The sequence below is a fragment of the Acidaminobacter sp. JC074 genome (genome assembly GCF_022496765.1).
Lineage (GTDB): Bacteria > Bacillota > Clostridia > Peptostreptococcales > Acidaminobacteraceae > JABXKX01.
In genome coordinates this window covers 13,598-37,684 of the sequence record NZ_VANV01000014.1, presented here as the reverse complement: position 1 = coordinate 37,684, position 24,087 = coordinate 13,598, and the positions used below count along the sequence as shown (strand labels likewise).

Below are 24,087 nucleotides of genomic sequence, written 5' to 3'. Positions count from 1 at the left end.
TTAAGATATTATTAAGTAGATTTATCTCGAATTATAAGGTAATATAAGGCTTAGAGATATCAGAATTTTCTGAGAAGGAGGGCTATTATGCTATGGATTGTATTACTTTTGCTATCATTGCTTGTTAATATTGTTTTACTTGTCAAGCTTAATAAGAAGCCAGAGGTAAAAGAAATCGTTAAGAAAGAGTATCTTGTTGATGAATCCAACAAGGCCTTGTATTTGAGTAATAAGTTTTCATCTTTTACAGATGAGTTTTCAATTGAAATGCAGAATCTATTAAATCGAGTGGTGCTCTTGTCTGCAAGTACAGAAGAACAGACCGCTAATCTGAGTTCAATTACTGATCATGTAGACAAGGTTTTTGAACAGATTGAAAGCAATTCCAGTCAAACTGTAGAAATATCAAGTGTTGCAAAAAAAGCGTCCAGCACAGTTTCTGAAAAGGTGGATAATATAGTACAGTCTATTGAAGCTTTTTCTGAGGTCAGTCGTTCTCTAGATACCACTGTGGCCTATGTTGATAGTTTATCAACTAAAACATCTGAAGCTGAGGCCATGATAGACTCTATTGACCAGATCTCAGATCAAACCAACTTACTTGCCTTAAATGCATCTATTGAAGCGGCAAGAGCAGGAGAAGCTGGAAGGGGATTTGCAGTTGTAGCAGAGGAAATCAGAAAGCTTTCACAGCAGACATCTGATGTTGTCATCCAAATCACAGATTTGATTAAAGATATCATTACCATTTCTAACAATACAAGAAGCAACTTGTCAGATACAATAGACAAGATACATGTACAGGAAGTATCACTTGAAAGCTCAAGAGCAGATTTAAGTCATGTTCAATCTTCAACAGCTTCTTTATATGATATGAATCAAATGGTAGAGCAGTCCTCAGCAGATATGTTAAAATCATTTGCTGATGTAAGGGTCTTGATACAGGATTTAGATCAGGCTGTTGAGGAAGTTGCAAAGAACACAGATGATATCAGTATGGGACTCGATGAGCAAAACAGCGCCCTTAAGATATTATCAGATACCATTCATCTGTTGAGAGATATGGCGATTGGTCTAGAAGAAAAGCAAAAGCAGGAGAAAGTCTTAAAAGTTGTTTCTACACCCAATGAGCCCTATTACATTTATGATGACGTTCGAGATGAGTTCAGTGGTAGAGATGTTAGTATGCTTAGAGAGGCTTTTAAAGATACAGATGTGAGGCTGGAGTTTAAAATAGCCAATTGGGATGACGCCATTGAAATGCTTAGAGATGGTGTTGTAGATATGATTCCTAATATCGCAAAGACTAAAGAGCGAACCATGTATATGGACTTCTCTAATTGTTATCGCGATGAATGTAGCTTTGCCTTTTATTATTTGAATGAGCCTATTCATACTTATGAAGACTTATCTGACAAGCGTATTGGCGTGGTAGAAGGGTATGAGTATTTTTCTAAGTTTGATACAGATGCCAGACTTAACAAGATTGACAATGTCAATGAGAGCATCATGTTTAAGAAACTTCTTAAGGGTCAAATAGATGTTTTGATTATGGATGAAAATGTTGGTGACTATTATTTAAATGAAGTTGTTAAGGCAAATATACATAAAGCACCTTATAAGTATATAGAGAGTGATCAGGAAATTGCAAACCTTGCCTTTTCAAAGAAGAATAAGTTGACTGACTATATCCAGATCTTTAATAATCATATAAGTAAAAATGAAAGTAAAGTTAAAACTTCAATTAATTAATGCAGCTTAAAGCTGCATTTTTTAAGGTGTATAAGATGTTATTAGGCGTAATATAAGGCCTATAGCTTGACATTTAGCTTTGGAAATTCATTATATTAATATTTTGTTCTTTATATTGACATTGTTAAATTATTGGCGTATTCTTTATATAGGACATAAGTTCATTATATTGTTTATCGTGATGATATCATATAAGCTTCCCCAAGCATTGTTACACGACCCCGTAACAATTATGACTCATCATATCCAATAACGCATTTTATGCGTTATTGTTATTTTGGGAGGATAAATGGAACAATTAAAAAAATGTATTGGTCTCAATTTGTATAATTATAGAAACAAAGCGGGATTAACTTTACAACAGTTGTCGGAGTTGACAAAGGTGAGCAAGACCATGTTAAGTGGTATTGAAAAGGCGGAGATGAACCCTTCGATAACAACATTGTGGAAGATAGCAGATGGTTTAAAGATTCCTATTTCTTGGTTGATGAATGAAAAGAAGAGAGAAATCACTTTAGTAAGAAATCATGATTGTACACCAACCATAACGGAAACAGGCTATTGCATCAAAACCATTTTTCCTTTTGATCCACAAAAGCATATTGAAGTTTATGTAAAAGAAATTGAGGAATCTCATATTATCCATTCAGATGGCCATAGAGAAGGCATTATGGAATATCTGATGATTCATGAAGGCACACTAGAGATCAACATTGCAGATACTATTTATCAACTCTACGAAGGGGATTCTATAAGATTTGCAGCAGATGTGGAGCATTCTTATAAAAACATTGGCAAAGGTTCGGTTAAGGCTTATACAATAATATATTATCCAGAAAAAGATATGATAGAGATCACCTAGGTGGTCTTTTTTGGTTGGAGGCAAAAGAACTGGTTTGGGTGATTTCATCCTTCTTATTATTGTTTACAATAAGGTAAAGATGGAGGTGTCTATGTATCCGAGACTGGAAATTGATAAAAATAAGATAAAAAATAATCTGAATGTTCTGACGACGTTTTTAAATAAGGAAGGTATTAAGATGACCAGTGTCATAAAGGGATGTGCTTCTATGAATCAAGTAGCAGAGCTTTATGTGGCATGTGGTTCTGATTCACTGGGTTCTTCTAGAATGAGTCATTTAAAAAGAATTAAATCCTTTTTAGATATAGAAACCATGCTCTTAAGAATTCCAATGCTATCTGAAATAGAGGATGTTGTTAAATATGCAGACATCAGCTTAAATTCAGAATTCCAGACCATTCAAGCCCTTAACCAGGCATGTAAAGAACAGAAGACAAGCCATGACATTATTTTGATGATGGATTTAGGTGATTTAAGAGAAGGTTATTTTGATGTAGATGAGATGATTGAAGTTGCTAAAGAGGTTGAACGCATGAATCATATAAACCTAAAGGGGATTGGTGCCAACTTAAGCTGCTATGGTTCCATTAGGCCGACTTGTGATAATATGACTCAGTTAGTTGAAGTTGCTGAAATGATTGAAAGTGAATTAAATAGAAAACTGGACATTATTTCAGGCGGTGCAACATCTACCATACCACTTATCTTTGAAGGGTGTTTACCAAGTAGGATCAACCATTTGCGTATAGGGGAGTCAGTTTTATTGGGAAGAGAACTAGGTGAGTTTTATGAATGTGATTTGCCTTTAGAAACAGACAGTTTTGTTATAAAAGCTGAGCTGGTTGAGCTTAAGGAAAAGCCATCATACCCCATAGGTGAAATGCTTTATGATGCCTTTGGTAATAAACCTGAGTATATTGATTATGGGATCCAAAAGAGAGGTATACTAGCTATAGGCAAACAAGATATAGGAAGTCACGAGAAACTTATTCCAAAAGATGATAGAATATTAGTAGTAGGGTCAAGTAGTGATCATTTAATAGTAGCACTTGATGATACAGACTATATATTAGGTGACGTGATAGAGTTTGAACTCTACTATCAGCCTATGTTGTTTGCAGTACTAAGTTCAGACGTATACAAAGTATTTAAAGGATAAATATGATAACAATTGATTGGAAACCAGACAAAACACTGCCAGTAAAAAAACAGATAGTTGAATATATGAAAGAAAGAATCAATGAGGGGCACTGGCCCATTGGTTCTAAATTACCGACTCAGCGCACCTTAGCCGAAACTTTTGGTGTTAACAGGTCTACAATTGTTACTGCGCTTGATATTTTAAAATCAGATGGTTTAATTGAAGGTAAAGGAAGAGCTGGTATGGTTGTGGTTGCATCGACGGTTCCGCTTTTAGCCCTGTCTCAGACCAGATGGGTAAATTACATTGAAGAAGGCATCCATTTGCCTAATTATAAAACTATTAAAATGATCAATGATTCTGATCCTGATACGACTATGAGACGTCTGAGCTCTGGTGAGTTGTCTCCTGAGATATACCCAAAAGAGAGTATGGGGAAAATCTTACAAGATTTATCCTCAGAAATTGAACACTTAGGCTATGAATGGCCAACGGGAATGGTGCCTTTAAGAGAAGCCTTATGTGAGTATCTTTCTAAGAAAAACATAAATGTTAAACCCGAAAATATACTTATTGTATCAGGGGCCCTTCAGGGCTTTCAGTTGATTACCATGGGGCTTCTCCAGATGGGCTCAACAGTCTTTGTGGAAAAACCCTCTTATTTGTATTCGCTTCAAATATTACAAACACTTGGTATGAGAAGGATGGGGGTCTCTATAGACGAAGATGGATTAATACCAGATGAGATTGTCGATAAGATTCCTAGCAACCATGCATCAATTCTATATACCATTCCAAACTTTCAAAATCCTACTGGCTTTGTTATGTCAGAGGAGAGAAGAAAAAGGTTATTAGATATTTGTTATAAATCTAAAATGCCTATCATAGAGGACGATGTTTATGGAGATTTGTGGTTGGATGATCAGCCACCTGCTAGCCTAAAATCTATGGATAAGATAGGCAATGTACTTTATGTAGGCAGTGTCTCAAAGACCTTAAGTCCAGGCTTAAGGATTGGATGGGTTGTTGGCCCTGAAACGGTTATCAATAGACTTGCAGATATTAAAATGCAAATGGATTATGGTTCAAGCTCTATATCACAGTTGATAGTTGCCAAATACTTATCGTCTGGTTTATACGATCAGCATATGACCTATGTTAGACAACACCTTAGACAAAGATTGGATTTTACCATGGCTCTATTAGACAAGTATTTTTCTGACTTTGCTACTTGGAAAAGACCGAAAGGCGGTTTTTATATCTGGGTAGATATTCATAAGGATATCAGCATGTTTCGCGTGTTTGAGACGGCCTATCACAAGAAAGTCCTATTCAATCCAGGTTATATATATGAGGCTGCTTCTAATCATTCCTTAAGGATATCGTATTCTTATGCACCATATGATGAATTAGAAAGCTCTATTAAAACATTGGCTGAAATAATTAGTTCTAGTAAATAAGCTCTTACAACCGTAAGAGCTTATTTTTTATAATAATTGAAAGATTGTATCCAATTTTGTTAATACGTCAACAGAAGTCATTGAAGCGTTGGCGCCAGAAAGGTAGCCATCAATGTCCTTAAGTTCGTTGATTACGAAATCACTACTGCCTTCGTTTTCTTTTGCGATTGTATCAGTAGCAGTCTTTAACCAAGTTCGACACATGGTTCTCTGACTTGCTTCTTCAAAATTGTCTTTTATAAACTGAAGACAAAACATTATTGTATCTTTGGATGATGTATTCATATTACCTCCTGACTAGATTGTATCATAAAAAGGTTATGAACCGTATGAATTTTGCATAAATCTCGAAAAAACGGGCATATATAAATGTGGAGGTCTGTATGAAAATATTACATGTTGAACATAGTAAGATGATTAGAAAAGCATCGAGAGATATCATAGAATCATTAGGTCATGAGTATCTAGAATCAACTGGTGTAAAGGAGACTTTTGATATTTTAGAAAAGGAGAAAATCGATCTCTTGATCACAGGTCTTGAACTGGATGATTTAGATGGAGAAGGTCTTATTGAATTAATAGCTGACTCAAAAAATTCTATGACACCTATTGTTGTATTGACATCATATGATAATCTCGAGATTAGAAAGAAGCTTTTTAATCTTGGTGTTGTAGACTATCAGCTTAAAAAGAACTTCAATCATAATAGGTTAAAGACCTATATCAATGCCATTCAATTAAATGAAGATCTGCTTGTGACTATGAAATCACTTAAGGTGGCAGTCATTGATGATTCTATTTTAACAGTTAAAATCATTCAGAACATATTTGAACTTAATAAGGTGACCAATGTAGATTATTTTCTAGATGCCAGCTCTTTATTAGAAAGTGATAGAGACTATGATATATATATTATAGACCTGGTACTACCTGAAACGACTGGTGAAGCTTTAATCAGTGAGTTAAAGTCCGTTGAGAAGGATAATATCATCATTATGATTTCATCAACTTCTAACTTTAAGACCATCTCTCATATCTTAAATTCAGGCGCAGATGATTTTATTGTGAAACCATTTGATGCAAACACCTTTTTAGTAAGGATTAAAAATCATATCAAGCAACACATCTTGATGAAAGAATTAGAGGAGACCAATGAGAAGCTGCTAAAGGTTTCTATAACAGATGGCTTAACCCAGGTATTCAATCATAAATACATCATTCATCGATTAGAAGAGGAATGCATTAGGTCTGAGCGTTATGATGAAGACTTGTCTATTATCTTACTGGATTTAGATTACTTCAAGAAGGTCAATGATACCTATGGTCATCAGTGTGGTGATGAAGTCTTGAGAAGGGTTGCTGAAACCATTGAAGATACCATTAGAGAATCTGATATAGTTGGAAGATATGGTGGTGAGGAGTTCTTAATCATACTGCCTAATACCAGTAAAGAGGCTTGTTATCAGGTCGCCAATAAGATAAGACAAGCTATTTCAGAAATTAAGTTTGAACAGGAAGGACTAAAAGTCACAATCAGTGGTGGTGTTTCCACCTATATGCACTTTTCTTACAGCCAAATGATTATGACTGCTGATATGAATCTTTTATCTGCAAAGAGAAATGGAAAAGATAGAATTGAGTAATGCACCTGATTAGGTGCATTATTTTAAGTAGGTCATTAATTCTCTTAGGATTTCAGAACAATCCCCAATGATTTGGGTAGCATGTCCTTGATAATCAATGGGTTCCTTATTGATGACAAAAACCTCAAGGTCCTTATTAGGATTATTGTAGGATATCATGTTGAAGGGAGATACCACATAGGATGTTCCGATAATGATATGTGTCTTGACGGCGTTTGAAAGCAAAAGACTTTCAGACCATTTGGTAATTCCTTCTCCATAAAGAACAACTTGAGGCTTATATATGTATTTACCTTGCCTATAAGCCAGTTGATTACCGTCCATAATAGAATGAACGGGAACATCCGAATTAATAATCCTATAAAGTTGTCGGTTCTTATCAGTCACATGTATTAAGTCATAATCAAATATATTACCATGAAACTCAATGACTCTTTTTGAGCCACCTTTTTGGTGGAGACGGTCAACATTTTGCGTAATAATGCCCTTAACATAGCCAGCTTTTTCTAAATCAGCAAGTATCTTATGGCTATCATTTGGTTGTGCATCAAAGACACTAGAAAACTTCTCCCAAAAGGCTGTAAAGAACTTATCAGGATCATCGAAATAAGCTTCGATGGCCAAATCATCTTCATGATATTTCTTATAGAATCCTGTCTCACTACGAAAGTCTGGGATACCCGAATTGGTACTGACACCTGCGCCAGTAAAAACAACTGCAGGTGATGCTTTTAAAGCACCTGCTAATCTTTCAATAGGTTTCATAATTACCTCCTTAAGAACATCCTCTGAATAGGATAAATAGTATAAATACAATCACACCAGCAAAAGGTTTTAACTTTTCTAGATCAAACTCATCTTCTGTTGGATCATATTTTGGAGGTGAAAAATCCCTTCTTTTAGGTTCTGTAGTTACAATCTTATCTAAGTCATGTTCAAGAATATGGTTGATGGTTTCTTCATCGTAGACCCTAGTTTCTTCCTGATAAGATCGATTAAGAGGCCTAATTTGTTCTTGATGAACCTTTTTTTCTTCTTTACTCGGAAGTTCATATCTTTTTTCAGGCACATTTTCTACACTAATCAGGTTTTCTATGAACATGTCATTAAGTTCATTATCACTCGCCTGTTCATGAACTTGAATTGAATCTTTTAAAGTTATATCTTCAACTTGAAAAGAATCATCTAGAGTTATCTCTTCGAAATCGGATTTGCTTGTAACAAAAGCTTCTATTTCTGCAAGCTCTTCAAATGCTTCAATTTCTGGCAGTTCAATAGAAGTATTCCAGTTATCAGGTGTGACTTCTAGTTTTTCTGCCAAATTTGCAAAGTCAGAAGACAGCTTTTTTTTATTGATTTTTTTCTCGGGCTTAATGATGATTTCAGGCTTGTATTTAGGGTCTTGATTATAGCGTGGCAATCTAATGGTGTATCTACTAGTAGAATGATTGTATTTTCCTGTACTTCGATTATATCTTCCCATAATATTTCCTTTCATTATCATAATTTTAGCATGAAATACTTTTGCAAATCGATAGAATATGAAAAAAACTTTGATTTTATGCGGATTAATAATACAATAAGTACATATAGAAAATGTGAGGTATTTATGCATGAATTGTTGGAACTCTTTGTAGAACTTACAAATAGAGTTGGTTTGATTATTATGTTGGCGTTTGTTTTTTCTAAGACAAGTGCGTTCAAAAATGTCTTCGTAAAAAAGGATGCTTTGACCTTTAGTGAGAAGGTCATTATGGCACTTTTTTATGGCGGACTGGGGATATTGGGATCTTTAAGCGGTATTGCCTTTAAAGGTGCAATCGTCAATACTAGAGTCATCGGTGTTGTAGTAGGTGGTCTGTTAGGAGGCCCTTTGGTTGGTGCCATGGCAGGTGCTTTTGCAGGCATTCATAGATATATGATTGATCCTGGTGGGATGACTTCCTTTGCATGTGCGGTATCCACTATTGTAGAAGGTGTATTTGCAGGTTATTTAAGTCATCGCTTTTGGCGGACATCAAAACCTGTTATATTTGCATGGCTAACAGGTTCTGTAGCAGAAATACTTCAGATGGCTATTTTACTTTTGTTAGTAAGACCACTAGCATATGCTGAAAATCTAGTATCTATTATCAGTGGACCTATGATTATTATGAATGCCATAGGTATCGCAGTCTTTATAGCCATTACACAAAATATCAAACAACTACAGGATTCAGAAGCAGCCTTTAGAGCCGAGCAGACTTTAAGGATTGCAGATCGAACATCACAGTTTTTTAGGATGGGTTTAACTTCAGAAGCGGCTATAGCCATAACCGACATTATCTTGGAGATGACTGATTTTTCTGCTGTAGCCATGACAGATGAAGTCAGCATACTGGCCCATACGGGTATGGGAAATGACCATAAAAGAGTTGGTGAGAACATTGAAACTGATATGACCAGGCATGTACTTATGACTGGAGAGCCATTAATCAATCAAAATGTTCATGCCATTAATGAGTTTTATTCGAAACATAATCTTAAAAGTGCAATACTTGTACCACTTAAGCTAAAGCAAAAGACCGTTGGTACTTTAAAACTTTATAAAGATAAGGAAAATGACATCAAGAGGGTAGATGAGGAATTGGCGATAGGACTTGCCAACTTGTTTTCAACGCAACTTGAACTCAGTCAAATAGAAGAAGAAAAGAGTTTAAGAGACAAGGCTGAGCTCAATGCCTTACAAGCTCAAATCAATCCCCACTTTTTATTTAATGCTATTAACACCATTGTTTCATTGATAAGAACTGATCCAGATCAGGCCCGTGAACTGATGATTCATTTAGGGGATTATTATAGAAACAACATGCAGTTTAACAAGGATATGATTCCTATTAAAGATGAACTGAAACATATAGAAGCTTACTTAAAAATTGAGAAAGCAAGGTTTGGTGACAAACTTCAAATCATCTATGAAGTGGATCAAGAAATAGAAAGAAAGGTACCGCCTTTATTGGTTCAGCCACTTGTAGAAAACGCAGTTAAACATGGGATTTTTCCTAAAGAATCCACTGGAACCATTCATATTAGGGTTTATGAAAAAGACAAGTTCTTGCGTATAGAAGTTGAAGATGATGGTGTCGGCATGGATGGCAAAATCAATGATGATTCGATCGGCCTTATGAATGTGGAGAAAAGACTTAAGGTCATCTATGGTCATGATTATGAGTTTGATATAGAATCTGAAAAGAACAATGGCACTAAGGTGATGGTAAGTATTGGTGAGGTGAGTGTATGATCAAATGTATCATCGTTGATGATGAAAAACCAGCTCGTGATGAGCTCTCATATTTAATATCTAAGGACTATAGATTTGATATAGTTGAGTCATATGATAATGGCAAGAAACTTTTAGAAGCAGTTAAGTCATTGGATTTCGATGTGCTCTTTATCGATATCAATATGCCTATTATGAATGGCATTCAAGTCGTTGAAGCCTTAGTTGAGCATGGTGTAGCCTGTCATGTTGTATTTGTGACAGCCTATGATGATCACGCCATAAAGGCCTTTGAACTCAATGCGGTTGATTATCTTTTGAAACCTGTTTCTGATGAAAGATTACAAGCCAGTCTTGATCGGATTGTCCAGCATGTAGATGAACTGAACTATGAAAATAAAATCGGTCAACTGCTTTTGCAGCTGAATAAAGACAAGAAAGAGCATGTTTGTTTTCATAAAAACGGTAAGATTGTTCCTGTGAAGTTTGAAGATATCATCTATGTAAAGGCTGAAAATAAAGGAGCTATGGTCAAAACGAGAAATGATGAATATATTTCTTCCTCAACACTTCAAGAGTTTGAGAAGAAGTTATTTGATGGTAATTTCTTTAGATGTCACAGATCTTATTTGATTAATGTATCCTTTATCACCCATATTGAACCTTGGTTTAACAGGACTTACCAAGTAGATCTAGAAGGTATAGAGGAGAAGATTCCTATATCAAGAAACTACGTTCAAAATTTTAAAGACCTCATGAACATAATTTAATCCTCATTTTGTGCAACTAAGTCACCAATATGGGTATCTGAGTTTATAATTTCTTAATATTTCTCTTTTTAAGACTATAATTTAAGTAGTCTTGAAAGGAGATTTTTTTATGCTTGGATATAGAGAATATCTCAAAGGAAGCTTAGAAGCTTACTTTGATATCGAAGAAAATTATGAACTGGGTCGTGAGAAGTTTGATTTATTTGCCACATTTAATCAGAGAAATGCAAAATACATGCTTCTTAAGAATGTAGAAGTCTATGCATTTACAAGTAATGAGTATATTTTCCACAAGAAAATAGATCGTGAAATTACTTCAGATGATTTAACTTGGATTAAAGACTTTATAAGAGATAACTTAGACCAGATCGTGAATAAAGATGATGAGCATATGTCAAGTGTTTTAACGTTTATCTTAGAAGGGCCTATGCCAGATGAAAAAACGAAAAAGAGAATTGAAAAGTTTAAGTACTATAAGAGTTTTTCATTAGGCTTAAAGGGGTGGGTAAACACCAAAATTATGTTAATTGATCCTGTTCAAAAGGACGGGATAACTAATAAACTTGGAAGACCAGATCTTCAAAGGTTTATTATGAACTAATTATATATTATTGGGAGGTAATAATATGAGTGCAATGTTTTTGGTTTTAATCGCAGTTGTTGTTTTTTTAGCAGCATATGCAACCTATGGTGCATTCTTGGCAAAGAAATGGGGCATTGATGTCAACAGAAAAACACCAGCGCATACGCTTAATGACGGTGTAGATTATTTACCGGCAAAAGCACCAGTCTTGTTGGGGCATCATTTCTCATCAATTGCAGGAGCTGGACCAATTGTAGGTCCAATTGGTGCAGCAATCTTTGGTTGGGTACCAGTATTCTTATGGATCCTAATCGGATCAATCTTCTTTGGTGGTGTACATGATATGGGTGCATTATTTGCATCAGTTCGTCACGATGGTAGATCTTTAGGTGAAGTTATCGGTGAAAATATCGGTTCTTCAGGTAAAAAGTTATTCTCAGTTTTCTCATGGTTAACATTACTATTAGTTGTTGCAGCATTTACAAATATTGTTGCAGGTACTTTTGTAAGTGTACCTGAGGCAGCAACAGCTTCAGTATTATTTATTGCAATTGCAGTAGGTTTTGGTATCTTCGTATACAGAAGAGGTGTGAGCTTAACAGTTGGTTCTGTTATTGGTGTTATCTTATTGGTTGTATGTATTTGGTTAGGTAACATGTTCCCACTTGCATTATCAAAAGAAGCATGGATGTTTATTCTATTAGGTTATATCTTCGTGGCAAGTGTTACGCCAGTATGGATCTTATTACAGCCTAGAGATTACTTAAACTCATTCTTATTGTATGCTATGTTAATTGGTGGCTTAGTCGGTATCTTTATTGCCAATCCAAGTATGGAGTTAGCACCAGTTGTAGCATTTAATGTTGGTGGTAAGGCAATGTTCCCTATGCTATTTGTTATTGTAGCATGTGGTGCAATTTCAGGTTTCCACTCATTAGTTGGTTCTGGTACAACTTCTAAGCAGTTAGACAGTGAAAAAGATATAAAACTAGTTGGTTATGGTTCTATGTTAATTGAAGGTGTATTAGCAGTTATCGCACTTATTACTGTTGCATATATTTCAGCTGATAAGGCTGCTGAACTAGCTAACCCAGTGACTATCTTCTCAACTGGTTTAGGTAACTTTATGTCATCATTTGGTTTACCAGCAGAAGTTGGTACAAGCTTTACAGCACTTGCTATTTCTGCATTTGCATTAACATCATTAGATACAGCAACACGTCTTGCTAGATTTATATTCCAAGAGGCATTCACTACAAGAGGCGAAACTTTATCACCAACAACTAAAGTTTTAACAAATAGATTTGTTGCAACTGGTATTACAGTAGCATTCGGTGGTATGTTAGCATTTAAAGGTTGGACTGCTATTTGGCCGATATTCGGTTCTGCAAACCAATTATTATCTGCGATTGCCTTACTGGCTCTAGGTGTTTGGCTTAAGGCTATGGGTAAAGAGCATAGAATGGCAACAATCCCAATGTTCTTTATGTTCGCTGTAACATTAACTGCACTTTATCAGTTAATCTTAGCAAACTTAACCAACTATGTACTTTTATTCTTCTCTGTTGCATTGTTTGTTTTAGCAATCGTATTGATTGTACAAGCATTTAAGGCATTTAGAAATACTTCTTCTCTAGAGAATAGAAAAGTTGGTTAATAACAAGTATAATAAGTTTAACAAAAGCATAGGCTATGCCTATGCTTCATTTTCTAAGGAGTTATTATGTCATTTCTAGAAAATATAAAGCTTTTTTTTGAAGGCGCACTGGATTTAAAGGGACGGTCAGTTCATCATATTGAAGCTGAAGCAGATGAAACCATGGATCAGTTTATGATGTTATGTTATTCTGATTTACTTGGGATTGATATGCCCACAACCTATTATGCATTAGAACTCTTGCCCTACCTAGGGGATGAGTTGGAAGATTGGATGAAACGCATGGACAGCAAGAAATCTGTTTGGGAAGCAAGAGGCGCTTCACTAGATATGGATCCCTAGGAGTGTGTATGAGTAAGATATTATTTTTCGGTGGAAAAGGCGGCGTAGGCAAAACTTCATGCTCGTCTGCATTTGCAGTAAAAAGAGCCAGTGAAGGTCATAAAGTTTTATTGGTATCAACAGATCCAGCCCATTCAACATCAGATTTATTTGAAAGAAAAATTGGTCCTAAAATTGTGCCTTTAAGAGACAATTTAGATGCACTAGAAATTGATCCACAAAAAGAAGCAGATGACTACATTAAAATGATCAAGGGGAACATGAGTCAAATTGTAAGTCCTATTATTTTAGATGAAATGAATCAGCAATTAGATGCAGCTAGAGTATCACCAGGTTCTCATGAATCAGCTCTTTTTGACAAGATGATTGAAATCATCAATAAGACCTCTGCTGATTATGATTACATCATATTTGATACAGCACCGACAGGTCATACGGTTAGACTTTTATCATTGCCTGAAATGCTTGGTGCATGGATGGATACACTTTTAAGGAAACGCCGTAAGACAATGGCTTTAAAAAGAATGGTAGACCGAGCCAAGGGTAAAGAATCAGAACAAGATCCTATCATCAAGATTCTCATGAGGAGAAAAGAAAATTTAGAAAAAGCTCGTCATATTATGATGGATGAAAAAAGCTTGAGTTTTGTCTTTGTAATGAATGCTGAAAGACTGCCTATAGAAGAAACTAAAAAGGCTGTGAAGCTTTTAAAGAAGTATCAAATACCGGTTCAATCTTTGGTGGTTAATCGAATCTTACCTGAATCAAAAGACGAGTTCTGGAAAAATAAAAAGTTGAGTGAGACCAAATATTTAGAGGAAATCAATGAATCCTTTGATGTATCACATATCTATAAGATACCAATGTTTCAAAGTGATATGAAGGCATCTTCCATTGATCAAATGGCAGACTACTTTAGAAAGTGACACTGTTTACAGTGTTATTTTTTTTGCTTATAATATAGAAAACATATAAAAAGGAGACAGCATGTATAATACAATCTTATTTGATCTAGACGGTACCATCACAGATTCTGCACCTGGTATAACAAGAGCAGCAGCTTATGCCTTAAAAAAATACGGCATTCAATATGAAAATTTTGAGGATTTAAGATTTTTTGTAGGACCACCTTTAATAGACTCTTTTAGGAAATACGATGAGATTTCTGATCCCATGGAAGCGGTAGCATTCTTTAGGGAGTATTATTCAGAAAAAGGTATATTTGAATGTGATGTTTTTAAAGGTATTGAGATCATGCTGAAGAAACTCAAAGATATGAACAAAAGATTGATAATAGCTACATCTAAACCAGAAGCTTTTGCTGTAAAGATTTTAAAGCATTACGACTTGGATGCTTATTTTGATTTTATAGCAGGCGCTACTATGGATGAGACAAGAATAAAGAAGAGTGATGTGATTGATTATGCCTTAAAATCTAATAATATTGGAGATTCAAAAGGTCTTGTTATGATTGGAGATAGACACCATGACATAGAAGGGGCCAACTTGCATCACCTGGATTCTATAGGTGTCTTGTATGGTTATGGTGATTTTGAAGAACTAAAAAAAGCAGGGGCCACATATATTGTTAAAGATGTTAATGAACTAGAAAGCTTATTATTGAAGTAGCAGATATTTTCTGCTACTTTTTATAATCGTGAATTTCTTTTCTTACCATCTGAATGTAGTTGTCTGACCTTGTTTCCCATAGTTCAACAATGTTTCCAAAAGGATCTTTAATCTGTGCAAACTTGCCATAGTCATATTCTTTGATAGGACTGGTGATTTGTACAGATTTCTCTTTAAGCATGTTAATAAAGTCATCTAGGTTATCTACAGTGAAGTTTAGGACTGTTTCACCTTCAGATGCTTCAAATGTGATGAGTGTGAGTTCATTTGGGACTAAGAAATTGAGTCCATACTCAGTGATATCTAGTTCTAAGACATCTCTATACCACTCCAGCAGTCTAGTAACTTCTGATTTAGTTTTAATAAAGACGCCACCTAAACCTGTTATTTTTGCCATAAATCCTCCTCCTGTATAGGTGTATTATACACCTATTGATAATCCTCATGCAAATAGATATACTTCAAAAAAAGGAGTGATTTTATGAAGAAAATGTGGTGGCATGATTCGGTAATTTATCAGATATATCCTAGAAGTTTTAAGGATTCTAATGGAGATGGCATTGGTGATATCAATGGTATCATAGAGAAAATCGACTATTTAAAGGATTTGGGTGTAGATATTGTATGGTTAAGTCCTGTTTATACTTCTCCAATGGACGACAATGGCTATGATATATCCGATTATCAAAACATTGCAAGTGAATTTGGTTCCCTTGAAGAAATGGATAAACTTATTAAGAAGTGTGATGAAAAGGGCATCTCGATTATGATGGACTTGGTAGTTAACCATACTTCTGATGAACATGAATGGTTTGTTGAATCTAAAAAATCTAAGGACAATCCTTATAGAGATTACTATATCTGGAGAGATGGTCAAGGGGACTATCCAAATGACATCATTTCAACATTCTCTGGTCCTGCCTGGGATTATGATGAAAAGACAGACCAGTATTATTTTCACTTGTTTTCTAAGAAGCAACCTGATCTAAACTGGGACAATGAGAAGATGAGAAATGATATCTATCAGATGATGAACTGGTGGTTAGATAGAGGTATCCGTGGCTTTAGAATGGATGTTATTGACTTAATAGGAAAGAACATCGATAAGAAGATTGTAGGAAATGGTCCGACCCTTCATGAAAGACTTCAGGAGATGAACCAAAAGACCTTTGGTCATAGAGACATTGTTACAGTTGGTGAAACTTGGGGTGCGACACCTGAGATTGCAAAGCTTTATTCAAAGCCTGAAAGAAATGAGCTTTCTATGGTTTTTCAGTTTGAACATGTAACAGCCTTTCATGATGAGAAGTTTGGCAAGTGGGCATCTAAACCAGTTGATTTTTCAGTCATCAAAGACATTTTGTCAAAATGGCAGGTAGAACTTAAAGAAGATGGGTGGAATTCATTATTCTGGAACAACCATGATTTGCCTAGAGTGGTATCTAAATACGGCAATGAAGCCTACAGAGATAAATCTGCTAAGATGCTTGCGACTATGATTCATATGATGAAGGGCACCCCTTATATCTATCAGGGTGAAGAAATTGGTATGACAAATGTTCAATATGATTTTTCTGACTACAGAGACATTGAACTTATCAATGCCTATCATGATCTTGTACCAGAAAAGCTTTCCCACGATCAAATGATGACAGGTATTTATGCAGATGGTCGTGACAACGCTAGAACACCTATGCAATGGGATTCAAGTCAACATGGCGGCTTTACATCTGGTCAGCCTTGGTTAAAAGTAAATCCTAACTATAAGGATATCAATGTAAAAGAATGTCTAGAAAATAAAGTTTCTATCTTCTATTACTATAAAAAACTGATTGATTTACGTAAGAAACATGATGTGATTGTATATGGCGACTTTAAAAGACTTTATTCAGATCATCCAGACTTGTTTGTTTATGAAAGAACCTATATGGATGAGAAACTCTTGGTTATTTTAAACCATACTGATAAAGTGATTTCAAAGCCTCAAGGTCTAGATCAAGGTCATCTTATAATCTCTAACTATCAAGATAGTGATGAAGAAATCAGACCATATGAAGCCCTAGTCTACAGCTTGTAAGTTTTATCTATTTATGATTAAATGGATAAAAGGAGAGCTTATGGATCCATATGAACATCATAAAAAAGTATACGACATCATTGATAGAGCCTATTTTCTTAGAACAATGATGTCCAATTTTTCTAAGGTAATAGATGAGAGTTATCAACTGCCCAATTCATTACAGGCACTCTTAGGCATGATTTATAGATATGAAGGTTCGACTCAATCGGAACTTGCAGTCATTTATAAACGTGATGAAAAGAACATCATTCATTATGTATCAGATTTGGTTAAGAGAGACTTGGTTTATAAGGTCAAAGATGGTCAAAAGAAGAGACTCTATTTAACAGATGAGGGCAAGACTGTCAACAATCATTTGATGATCAAAAGAGGCGAGTTGATAGAGGTCATACTAGATGCCATCGATGATAAAGATTTGGAGATTACCAAGGCGACCCTGGATCAAATAATTACAACCATAAATACTAAGATTGAAAGTAGCGGGTAAGACGTTTTAAATGGCTTATATTCGGTATAATGATATTAGTAGCTCTATATTGCTATTTTATGTGATAACATGTAAAATGATGTCTATAAGGAGATATTATGGGGGAATCAAGGGTACATGAGAGGGTACCGTATCGAGTAAAACTTTGGTGCTATCATTATTATAATGACTTGGGTGAAAGGGTTAATTTTGAAACACCTGTTATGATGGAAGCTTTTGATGTTTCCTTGGGTGGACTGGGTATAGTTACAAGACTGCCCTTACCTAAAAATTCTACTTTAGAGTTTACATTTTATTTAGAGAATATTCCATATCAGGTAATGACTCAGATAAAATGGCACAACACCAATTACGTTTTTCATAGGTATGGTTTAGAGATAATTGGTCATAATAACATGTTGTTTAGGCATTTACAGCAATTTGTTAAAGGTGACAGTATATTAGAGGCAAAGTAAAAGACATCGTAAGATGTCTTTTTTAGTAGCCTCTTATTTGACCGTCGATAATCTTTAATTTCTTATAGTCTCTGATGGCGTCTCCATATTCATTGAGATAATAATTGCCTGTAAAACCTTCAACCTCATCTAATTCATCTAAGGCTTTCTTTACACTTTCTACATCTGCTGAACCACTCTTTTCAATTGCTGCCTTAAATAGATATACGGCATCATAGGCCAGAATACTTGTAGATGCAGGTTCTGTTGAAAAACGTTCATAATACTTTTCTTTAAAAGAAAGAAGTTTCTCGTCTTGACTATAAGCATCATAGAAGCCAAGACCTAATACACCTTCAGACTCCTTGCCGCTGTTTTTAATAAGCTCTGTTGATAAAGCCCAAGTAGAGACAAACTTAGTCAAATGAAGGTCTTTTATTTGCATTAGTTGTATTAGCTCAGAGACATGTACAGAACCTGTTAGGAAAACAAGACCATCAGGTCTAATAAAATCAATTTGATCAACCAAAGCGACTAAGTCAGTATTTTTACTCAGTTCCAGTACACCTAGTAATTCAACATCTCCAGATATGATGTACTTTGTTAAATCTTCTTTGATGGTTTGAGTCATCTGTGAGTTATCGGTATCTTGAATAATCACAATGCTATTTACATCTGTAGAGGCGATTAGGTCATAAATACCACTTGCCATCATATGTGTATCTCCAATAACTCTGTAAAATTGATCGTCTTCATTGGATAGATTAGAAGAAGTAATGGTTGGACTGATATACAAATGGTTGAAATTTTTCATGCCGACCCTTATTTCCGGTTCATGACTAGAGATGAATGGACCAACGATTAGATGAATGCCTTCATCATGAAATTCTTGGTTCACACTTGCCAGTCCTTCTAAAGTTGAAGCATCATCTTTTGTAGTGATTTCTATCAGGCTGCCATTGATACCACCTGCTGCATTAATTTCCTCTGCAGCCAAAACAAAGCCATTTCTAGTAGCAATAGCCTCGTCAGATAATATGCCGGATAAACCGGCTGTAAAGCCAAGTTTTATGGTATCTTCTTGACATCCCATAAGAAAAATACATAAGATGATAAGAATTAATTTTTTCATATGACCTCCGCTATTTTTATACCCGTTTTTAAATGCTCTAATCGAGTGAATGTGTTATCATAATATTATGGAGGTAGTCATGAGTAAAGATTTTTATAAGAATATATTAGAGAACATCAAAGATGGTGTCTATTTTGTTGATAAGGAGCGGAAGATAACATTTTGGAATAAAGGTGCTGAAGCCATCACAGGGTTTAAGGCAAATGAAGTGACCGGTTGTCATTGTTATAACAATATACTTAATCATATGGATAAGGACGGGATTTACTTGTGTAAAAACGGATGTCCCCTACATAAAACACTTGAAGATGGTCAGGAGCGAGAGACTGTTGTTTATTTAGATCACAAGGAAGGACAGCGCATAAAGACTCATGTACATGTCGTACCTATATATGAAGATGAAGAGATTATTGGGGCTGTAGAAACCTTTTCAACCGATGAAGACAAAACTCAATTAATCCAGCATTTAGATGAGTTGAAGGAATTGGCCTATTACGATCAATTAACTGGATTACCTAACAGAAGGTATTTAGATAATAGACTAGACCATTTAATAGAGGAAAATAGGGTGAATAAGATTTCCTTTGGTGTTGCCATCATGGATGTAGATTTTTTCAAAAAGTTTAATGATAATTATGGTCACGATGTTGGTGATGAGGTTCTTGTTATGTTGGCAAAAGTTTTCAAAGGGGCTCTAAGAGGACATGATTTCATTGGCAGATGGGGTGGAGAAGAGTTTGTAGCTGTTATAAAAGATGTAAATGATGAAAACTTTTACACTGCTTTAGAGCGTATAAGGTTATTAGTAGAAAGATCATCACTACGACAATATGATCCGCCGCTGAAAGTAACCATTTCAATTGGTGCAACACTAGCAGGTGATGATGATATAGATAGTATTTTTAAGAGAGCAGATAAGCTTTTGTATACTAGTAAGGAAAATGGTCGTAATAGAGTAACGATAGGATAAAAAATGAATCAAGATAAAATACATAAAATAATATTAGCTGTAACCATTATACTTATTCCCATAATTATTATGGTATCTGGTATGATTAAAGACCAGATGAACATACCGAGTTTTTATACTCAAGACTATGAAGAAGCCATCGTCAGACTGGTTTTAGAAGAAAGATTAGAAGATGATCCAGTTGTTGAGGATTTGGTAGTTGGTCGACAAGTACTTGCTTTAGAAGTCTTAACAGGTAAACACAAGGGCTTTATTCAAGATGTCATCAATACCATCGATCAAGGACATCAGGTTGTTTGCCATGAGGGTCAGCGTATTATTGTTGGCATCACAGAAAACGATGAAGGCCCAGATTTATGGGTGTATGCACATAAACGTTCACCGGTACTTTATATCCTAATAGCTCTTTTCTTAGGTGTTATGATTTACTTTGGTGGTAAGCAGGGCTTTTATTCAATTGTTGCCTTACTCTTTACAGCCACCATGTTCATATTTGTCATGGTGCCAATGATCTTTAATGGCTTTCACCCAATTGTCATCACCATTATATGTGCAATCATTTCTGCAGTTGTATCCTTTATTCTGATTGGTGGTTACAATGAAAAATCATTTGTGGCCATATTAGGCACCATGATGGGAATTATTGCAGCAGGCCTAATTGCCTTTGTATTTGGTAAGATGGCAAATATCACAGCTGTGAATATGGACAAGGGAACTCAGCTTGTCTATGTCGCACTAGAGTATGGTGTTAAGGTAAAAGGTCTTTTATTTGCATCTATTCTAATTGCATCCATGGGAGCAGTTATGGATGTAAGTATGTCTATTGCATCATCGATACAAGAGATTTATCAGTTGAATCCAAAACTAACCGTCAAGCAGCTCTATAAATCAGGTATGAGCATTGGTAGAGATATCATGGGTACCATGTCCAACACCTTGATACTCGCTTTTATGGGTGGCTCATTAGGTCTTATGCTGATTATTTGGGGCTACAATATGGAGTTTGTCCAGCTGATCAACATGCCATTTTTATCAGTGGAGTTGATACAAGGATTAGCGGGCTCTATCGGTATTGTTTTAACGGTACCCTTTACAGCATTGATTGCTAGTCTAATATACAAAAAAGGTAGAAGCTAAGCTTCTGCCTTTTTCACTTTTACGATGACCTTAAACAAGTCCCCGTCAATATGAATTTCTGGTCTGCCATCTTGCAGATAAATAAGTTTTTCCATAATAGACAAGCCAAGGCCGCTGCCTTCAGTCGTTCTAGAAGCATCACCTCTTTTAAATCTCTCAAACAACTCATGGGGTTCCACATTTAGAGGGAAAGCTGAGATGTTTTTAAAGATCAGCATCAAGTAGTCGTCATCTTCTTCAATATTGATGTAAACCCGACTGTTCTTTAGTGAATACTTGAAGATGTTTGACATGACGTTCTCAATGATTCTAAACATCAGATTTCCATCTACAAGAGCAAGCTTGTGGTGGTGATAATAATTGATGACAAATTCTAGTCCTGAATCCGACATCTTTTCACTAAGCTCACCTAGACACTGAGACAATAGAAACTGTAAGTCGATGACTTCTAAGTTGATCGGTATATTGCCACTGTTGACTTTAGAAGCTTCGAACAAGTCATCTGTTAGGTTCTTTAGCCTTTGTGACTTTTGATCAATGATCTTTAAATACTCATCCTTCTTTTCAGGATCGTCTGTCCTTTTTATCAAGTCTACATATGTGATGATGGATGTCAGAGGTGTCCTTATGTCATGGGAAACATTACTGATAAGCTCTGTTCTCATCCTTTCACTTTTAAGTTCATTTTGTACAGCATTTTTTAAACCATCTGTAATTGTATTGATGTCTTCAGCTAGGGTCTTATAAAGACCTGAGGTTCTGGTCTGAATGCTGTGGTCTAGGTCACCATTGGAAATAGACCGAACACCGTGAATGATATTGTCCAAGTCTTTTGCCTTAAAAGGGGTTGGGATCATCCGTATCATGGTTGGCAGTTTTGCAAAGATTGTCCCTATATATTTACAGATGTTAAAGAAGACCTGTAAGACCAATATGCTCTTTACAAAATTTCTATCATGATAGTGTTTCACAACAGACAAATAAACATTTAATAGGGTAAATGACAATACCAAACTTGCAGGTAATACAAGGTATAAACCGAAGTACCTGTAATACTCAACCTCAAACATGGTGATAATAGCTGAAAAGAGCATAAAGAGTATAAATTTTAGATCAAAGTACATAGAATTTTTTACCCAAGGGAAATACTCAGTTTTGTATTCGTATGTCATATAAAAGAAACCTACTAAAAGGAATAAACCTAGGCCAAAGAGTAAAATAATTGAGGGTTTATAGATCCCCATTTCAATATTCCAAGTTCTAGCCTGATTCTCTAAAGTTGTGTTATTGACTGTTAGATAGAGCGTGTCTTGCGGATAGGACTCTAATGCATGAAGTCCATATAAGAGCGGCTCATAATCTGTAAATGATGATAATACATTGTCAGCATCAAATGTGTAGTAGACTTTGGAATTTAAAAAGTAATCCTTATTTTTATCAGGAACATTGGTCAATTTGACGCCTTCTGATTCAATGTAGTACTCTACACCATATTGCTCTAAGTGACTTAATTTTTCTCTGTAATCAGCTAAATCCTTATTGATCTTTTCCTGGCGATAAGCTTTGTATTCCTCGGGATAGTCTTCAGCAAGTTTTTCGAAAACAAGAGATTCTGGAATAGATTCATCATCGTTACGTAAATCATCCTCTAACTCCTCATAGATGAGTCTTAAGTCAAAGGGGAGACTATTTTCGTTGATAAAGAGGGTACCACCACTAATAATATTTTCTTCGCTCTTGTAGTAGTTTAATATCTCAGTTAAATTATAGAGATAATGTGTGATATTATCTCTTAATTGAAAACTTTGATAGAAATCCTTTTGAACAACAATTTCTACTGAGGAATCCATCCTATGAGTCAGTACAAACATGGCATTAATAATTACCGTAATGATTATTAAACAAACAACAAAGGTTATTCTTTTTCTAGTGCTTTTCGATTTTATATCCAACACCCCACACCACCTTTAGATATTTTGGATTTTTAGGATCAATTTCTATTTTTTCGCGTATCCTTCTAATATGAACTGCAACGGTATTTTCTGGTTGATAAGCAGGTTCATTCCACACTGATTCGTAGATATGGTCAATGGAAAAGACCATACCAGCATTTTGAAGGAGTAGATGAAGAATATTGTATTCTATCCTTGTCAGTTTAACCTTTTCACCATCAACAGTGACTTCCTTGGTTTCGTCATTGATGACTAGGCCGCCTGATTGACATGTAGAATGAGTCACGGCAATACTGCCCAGTGAAGTATAACGTCTAAGCTGCGATCTTACTCGAGCAATGAGTTCTAATGGATTAAAGGGTTTTGTTAGGTAATCATCCGCTCCCATATTCAGGCCCATAATCTTGTCCATGTCTTCTGATTTAGCAGAAAGCATGATAACAGGAATATTGTACTTTTCTCGTATTTTATGAGTGGCATTTAGACCATCCATATATGGCATCATGATGTCCATTATAATCAAATGTACTTCGTGATCTTTTAAAAGATCAATGGCCTCTTGGCCGTTATAAGCTTTGATTACATCATAACCTTCATTCTTTAGATATATTTCTATAGCACCTACAATAGCTACATCGTCATCACAAACTAATATTCTCATAAGTCCTCCTATTTTCATTATAACCACGACCTTTTAAGGTAAACAGATAATTTTCTTAAGACTTTATTACATTATAGTTTAAAGCGGGTAAATTACCAATAGCAATAAACTTATAATGGTGGTATACTATTTTGGA

24 protein-coding genes are annotated in these 24,087 nt (G+C 35.3%); 17 read left to right on the top strand and 7 right to left on the bottom strand.

Annotated features, from left to right (window positions below; translation table 11 throughout):
- The first annotated feature begins 87 nt into the window (after positions 1-87).
- The 4 genes from EZV73_RS16195 to EZV73_RS16180 all read left to right on the top strand — a co-directional run bounded on the left by EZV73_RS16195 (position 88) and on the right by EZV73_RS16180 (position 5,215).
- Positions 88-1,752 carry a methyl-accepting chemotaxis protein gene (locus EZV73_RS16195; protein ID WP_240841450.1) on the top strand — a complete coding sequence of 555 codons (1,665 nt, stop codon included), beginning with the start codon at positions 88-90 and terminating at the stop codon, positions 1,750-1,752.
- Positions 1,753-2,041: 289 nt separating this feature from the next.
- Positions 2,042-2,614: a helix-turn-helix domain-containing protein gene (locus EZV73_RS16190; protein ID WP_240841449.1), complete on the top strand. Its 573-nt coding sequence runs from the start codon at positions 2,042-2,044 to the stop codon at positions 2,612-2,614.
- A gap of 10 nt (positions 2,615-2,624) precedes the next feature.
- Positions 2,625-3,773: an alanine/ornithine racemase family PLP-dependent enzyme gene (locus tag EZV73_RS16185; protein WP_240841448.1), complete on the top strand. Its 1,149-nt coding sequence runs from the start codon at positions 2,625-2,627 to the stop codon at positions 3,771-3,773.
- A 2-nt stretch (positions 3,774-3,775) separates the two neighbouring features.
- The gene (locus EZV73_RS16180; protein WP_240841447.1) at positions 3,776-5,215 is read left to right on the top strand and encodes a PLP-dependent aminotransferase family protein; all 1,440 of its coding nucleotides are present in this window, start codon (positions 3,776-3,778) and stop codon (positions 5,213-5,215) included.
- A gap of 27 nt (positions 5,216-5,242) precedes the next feature.
- Here EZV73_RS16180 and EZV73_RS16175 read toward each other — a convergent pair whose 3' ends face one another.
- The gene (locus tag EZV73_RS16175; RefSeq protein WP_240841446.1) at positions 5,243-5,500 is read right to left on the bottom strand and encodes a hypothetical protein; all 258 of its coding nucleotides are present in this window, start codon (positions 5,498-5,500) and stop codon (positions 5,243-5,245) included.
- A 98-nt stretch (positions 5,501-5,598) separates the two neighbouring features.
- On the opposite strand from EZV73_RS16175, the gene EZV73_RS16170 reads away from it, so the two are divergent.
- Positions 5,599-6,858: a diguanylate cyclase gene (locus EZV73_RS16170; protein ID WP_240841445.1), complete on the top strand. Its 1,260-nt coding sequence runs from the start codon at positions 5,599-5,601 to the stop codon at positions 6,856-6,858.
- Positions 6,859-6,876: 18 nt separating this feature from the next.
- On the opposite strand, the gene EZV73_RS16165 is transcribed toward EZV73_RS16170, so the two are convergent.
- Together EZV73_RS16165 and EZV73_RS16160 are read right to left on the bottom strand one after the other, a co-directional pair.
- Positions 6,877-7,623, bottom strand: a complete 747-nt coding sequence (locus EZV73_RS16165; RefSeq protein WP_240841444.1) for a Sir2 family NAD-dependent protein deacetylase — start codon at positions 7,621-7,623, stop codon at positions 6,877-6,879.
- Positions 7,624-7,633: 10 nt separating this feature from the next.
- On the bottom strand, positions 7,634-8,341 hold the full coding sequence (locus tag EZV73_RS16160) for a hypothetical protein (RefSeq protein ID WP_240841443.1): 708 nt from the start codon (positions 8,339-8,341) through the stop codon (positions 7,634-7,636).
- Between the two features lie 126 nt (positions 8,342-8,467).
- On the opposite strand from EZV73_RS16160, the gene EZV73_RS16155 reads away from it, so the two are divergent.
- From EZV73_RS16155 to EZV73_RS16125, 7 genes are all read left to right on the top strand, one after another.
- Positions 8,468-10,138 carry a LytS/YhcK type 5TM receptor domain-containing protein gene (locus tag EZV73_RS16155; RefSeq protein ID WP_240841442.1) on the top strand — a complete coding sequence of 557 codons (1,671 nt, stop codon included), beginning with the start codon at positions 8,468-8,470 and terminating at the stop codon, positions 10,136-10,138.
- Positions 10,135-10,887 carry a LytTR family DNA-binding domain-containing protein gene (locus tag EZV73_RS16150; RefSeq protein WP_240841441.1) on the top strand — a complete coding sequence of 251 codons (753 nt, stop codon included), beginning with the start codon at positions 10,135-10,137 and terminating at the stop codon, positions 10,885-10,887. The genes EZV73_RS16155 and EZV73_RS16150 overlap by 4 nt, the downstream gene beginning before the upstream one ends.
- Positions 10,888-10,996: 109 nt before the next feature.
- On the top strand, positions 10,997-11,488 hold the full coding sequence (locus tag EZV73_RS16145) for a hypothetical protein (RefSeq protein ID WP_240841440.1): 492 nt from the start codon (positions 10,997-10,999) through the stop codon (positions 11,486-11,488).
- Positions 11,489-11,513: 25 nt separating this feature from the next.
- Positions 11,514-13,127, top strand: a complete 1,614-nt coding sequence (locus tag EZV73_RS16140) for a carbon starvation protein A (protein WP_240841439.1) — start codon at positions 11,514-11,516, stop codon at positions 13,125-13,127.
- 66 nt (positions 13,128-13,193) lie between these two features.
- Positions 13,194-13,469: a hypothetical protein gene (locus tag EZV73_RS16135; protein ID WP_240841438.1), complete on the top strand. Its 276-nt coding sequence runs from the start codon at positions 13,194-13,196 to the stop codon at positions 13,467-13,469.
- An 8-nt stretch (positions 13,470-13,477) separates the two neighbouring features.
- Positions 13,478-14,395 carry an ArsA family ATPase gene (locus EZV73_RS16130; RefSeq protein ID WP_240841437.1) on the top strand — a complete coding sequence of 306 codons (918 nt, stop codon included), beginning with the start codon at positions 13,478-13,480 and terminating at the stop codon, positions 14,393-14,395.
- 61 nt (positions 14,396-14,456) lie between these two features.
- A complete protein-coding gene (locus EZV73_RS16125) occupies positions 14,457-15,098 on the top strand; it encodes an HAD hydrolase-like protein (RefSeq protein ID WP_240841436.1) in 642 nt (213 codons plus the stop codon).
- A 13-nt stretch (positions 15,099-15,111) separates the two neighbouring features.
- Here the strand turns inward: EZV73_RS16125 and EZV73_RS16120 are convergent, their stop codons facing one another.
- Complete coding sequence (locus EZV73_RS16120; RefSeq protein WP_240841435.1) at positions 15,112-15,495, bottom strand: VOC family protein; 384 nt, start codon at positions 15,493-15,495, stop codon at positions 15,112-15,114.
- An 84-nt stretch (positions 15,496-15,579) separates the two neighbouring features.
- On the opposite strand from EZV73_RS16120, the gene EZV73_RS16115 reads away from it, so the two are divergent.
- From EZV73_RS16115 to EZV73_RS16105, 3 genes are all read left to right on the top strand, one after another.
- Positions 15,580-17,175, top strand: a complete 1,596-nt coding sequence (locus tag EZV73_RS16115) for an alpha-glucosidase (RefSeq protein WP_240841434.1) — start codon at positions 15,580-15,582, stop codon at positions 17,173-17,175.
- A 40-nt stretch (positions 17,176-17,215) separates the two neighbouring features.
- Complete coding sequence (locus EZV73_RS16110; RefSeq protein WP_240841433.1) at positions 17,216-17,665, top strand: MarR family winged helix-turn-helix transcriptional regulator; 450 nt, start codon at positions 17,216-17,218, stop codon at positions 17,663-17,665.
- A 98-nt stretch (positions 17,666-17,763) separates the two neighbouring features.
- Positions 17,764-18,120, top strand: coding sequence for a PilZ domain-containing protein (locus EZV73_RS16105; RefSeq protein WP_240841432.1), 357 nt, complete (start codon positions 17,764-17,766; stop codon positions 18,118-18,120).
- A 22-nt stretch (positions 18,121-18,142) separates the two neighbouring features.
- Here the strand turns inward: EZV73_RS16105 and EZV73_RS16100 are convergent, their stop codons facing one another.
- The gene (locus tag EZV73_RS16100) at positions 18,143-19,231 is read right to left on the bottom strand and encodes an ABC transporter substrate-binding protein (RefSeq protein ID WP_240841431.1); all 1,089 of its coding nucleotides are present in this window, start codon (positions 19,229-19,231) and stop codon (positions 18,143-18,145) included.
- Between the two features lie 79 nt (positions 19,232-19,310).
- On the opposite strand from EZV73_RS16100, the gene EZV73_RS16095 reads away from it, so the two are divergent.
- The gene (locus EZV73_RS16095) at positions 19,311-20,201 is read left to right on the top strand and encodes a diguanylate cyclase (RefSeq protein WP_240841430.1); all 891 of its coding nucleotides are present in this window, start codon (positions 19,311-19,313) and stop codon (positions 20,199-20,201) included.
- Positions 20,202-20,204: 3 nt separating this feature from the next.
- Complete coding sequence (locus tag EZV73_RS16090; RefSeq protein WP_240841429.1) at positions 20,205-21,338, top strand: YibE/F family protein; 1,134 nt, start codon at positions 20,205-20,207, stop codon at positions 21,336-21,338.
- On the opposite strand, the gene EZV73_RS16085 is transcribed toward EZV73_RS16090, so the two are convergent.
- On the bottom strand, positions 21,335-23,293 hold the full coding sequence (locus EZV73_RS16085; RefSeq protein WP_240841428.1) for a cell wall metabolism sensor histidine kinase WalK: 1,959 nt from the start codon (positions 23,291-23,293) through the stop codon (positions 21,335-21,337). The two genes, EZV73_RS16090 and EZV73_RS16085, sit on opposite strands and share 4 nt — an antisense overlap.
- A complete protein-coding gene (locus EZV73_RS16080) occupies positions 23,265-23,951 on the bottom strand; it encodes a response regulator transcription factor (RefSeq protein WP_240841427.1) in 687 nt (228 codons plus the stop codon). The genes EZV73_RS16085 and EZV73_RS16080 overlap by 29 nt, the downstream gene beginning before the upstream one ends.
- Between the last annotated feature and the right edge of the window lie 136 nt (positions 23,952-24,087).

Coding starts and splice junctions, on each gene's coding strand:
- EZV73_RS16195 (WP_240841450.1), top strand. CDS start 88: ATGCTATGGATTGTATTACTTTTGCTATCATTGCTTGTTAATATTGTT.
- EZV73_RS16190 (WP_240841449.1), top strand. CDS start 2,042: ATGGAACAATTAAAAAAATGTATTGGTCTCAATTTGTATAATTATAGA.
- EZV73_RS16180 (WP_240841447.1), top strand. CDS start 3,776: ATGATAACAATTGATTGGAAACCAGACAAAACACTGCCAGTAAAAAAA.
- EZV73_RS16175 (WP_240841446.1), bottom strand. CDS start 5,500: ATGAATACATCATCCAAAGATACAATAATGTTTTGTCTTCAGTTTATA.
- EZV73_RS16170 (WP_240841445.1), top strand. CDS start 5,599: ATGAAAATATTACATGTTGAACATAGTAAGATGATTAGAAAAGCATCG.
- EZV73_RS16165 (WP_240841444.1), bottom strand. CDS start 7,623: ATGAAACCTATTGAAAGATTAGCAGGTGCTTTAAAAGCATCACCTGCA.
- EZV73_RS16160 (WP_240841443.1), bottom strand. CDS start 8,341: ATGGGAAGATATAATCGAAGTACAGGAAAATACAATCATTCTACTAGT.
- EZV73_RS16155 (WP_240841442.1), top strand. CDS start 8,468: ATGCATGAATTGTTGGAACTCTTTGTAGAACTTACAAATAGAGTTGGT.
- EZV73_RS16150 (WP_240841441.1), top strand. CDS start 10,135: ATGATCAAATGTATCATCGTTGATGATGAAAAACCAGCTCGTGATGAG.
- EZV73_RS16145 (WP_240841440.1), top strand. CDS start 10,997: ATGCTTGGATATAGAGAATATCTCAAAGGAAGCTTAGAAGCTTACTTT.
- EZV73_RS16140 (WP_240841439.1), top strand. CDS start 11,514: ATGAGTGCAATGTTTTTGGTTTTAATCGCAGTTGTTGTTTTTTTAGCA.
- EZV73_RS16135 (WP_240841438.1), top strand. CDS start 13,194: ATGTCATTTCTAGAAAATATAAAGCTTTTTTTTGAAGGCGCACTGGAT.
- EZV73_RS16130 (WP_240841437.1), top strand. CDS start 13,478: ATGAGTAAGATATTATTTTTCGGTGGAAAAGGCGGCGTAGGCAAAACT.
- EZV73_RS16125 (WP_240841436.1), top strand. CDS start 14,457: ATGTATAATACAATCTTATTTGATCTAGACGGTACCATCACAGATTCT.
- EZV73_RS16120 (WP_240841435.1), bottom strand. CDS start 15,495: ATGGCAAAAATAACAGGTTTAGGTGGCGTCTTTATTAAAACTAAATCA.
- EZV73_RS16115 (WP_240841434.1), top strand. CDS start 15,580: ATGAAGAAAATGTGGTGGCATGATTCGGTAATTTATCAGATATATCCT.
- EZV73_RS16110 (WP_240841433.1), top strand. CDS start 17,216: ATGGATCCATATGAACATCATAAAAAAGTATACGACATCATTGATAGA.
- EZV73_RS16105 (WP_240841432.1), top strand. CDS start 17,764: ATGGGGGAATCAAGGGTACATGAGAGGGTACCGTATCGAGTAAAACTT.
- EZV73_RS16100 (WP_240841431.1), bottom strand. CDS start 19,231: ATGAAAAAATTAATTCTTATCATCTTATGTATTTTTCTTATGGGATGT.
- EZV73_RS16095 (WP_240841430.1), top strand. CDS start 19,311: ATGAGTAAAGATTTTTATAAGAATATATTAGAGAACATCAAAGATGGT.
- EZV73_RS16090 (WP_240841429.1), top strand. CDS start 20,205: ATGAATCAAGATAAAATACATAAAATAATATTAGCTGTAACCATTATA.
- EZV73_RS16080 (WP_240841427.1), bottom strand. CDS start 23,951: ATGAGAATATTAGTTTGTGATGACGATGTAGCTATTGTAGGTGCTATA.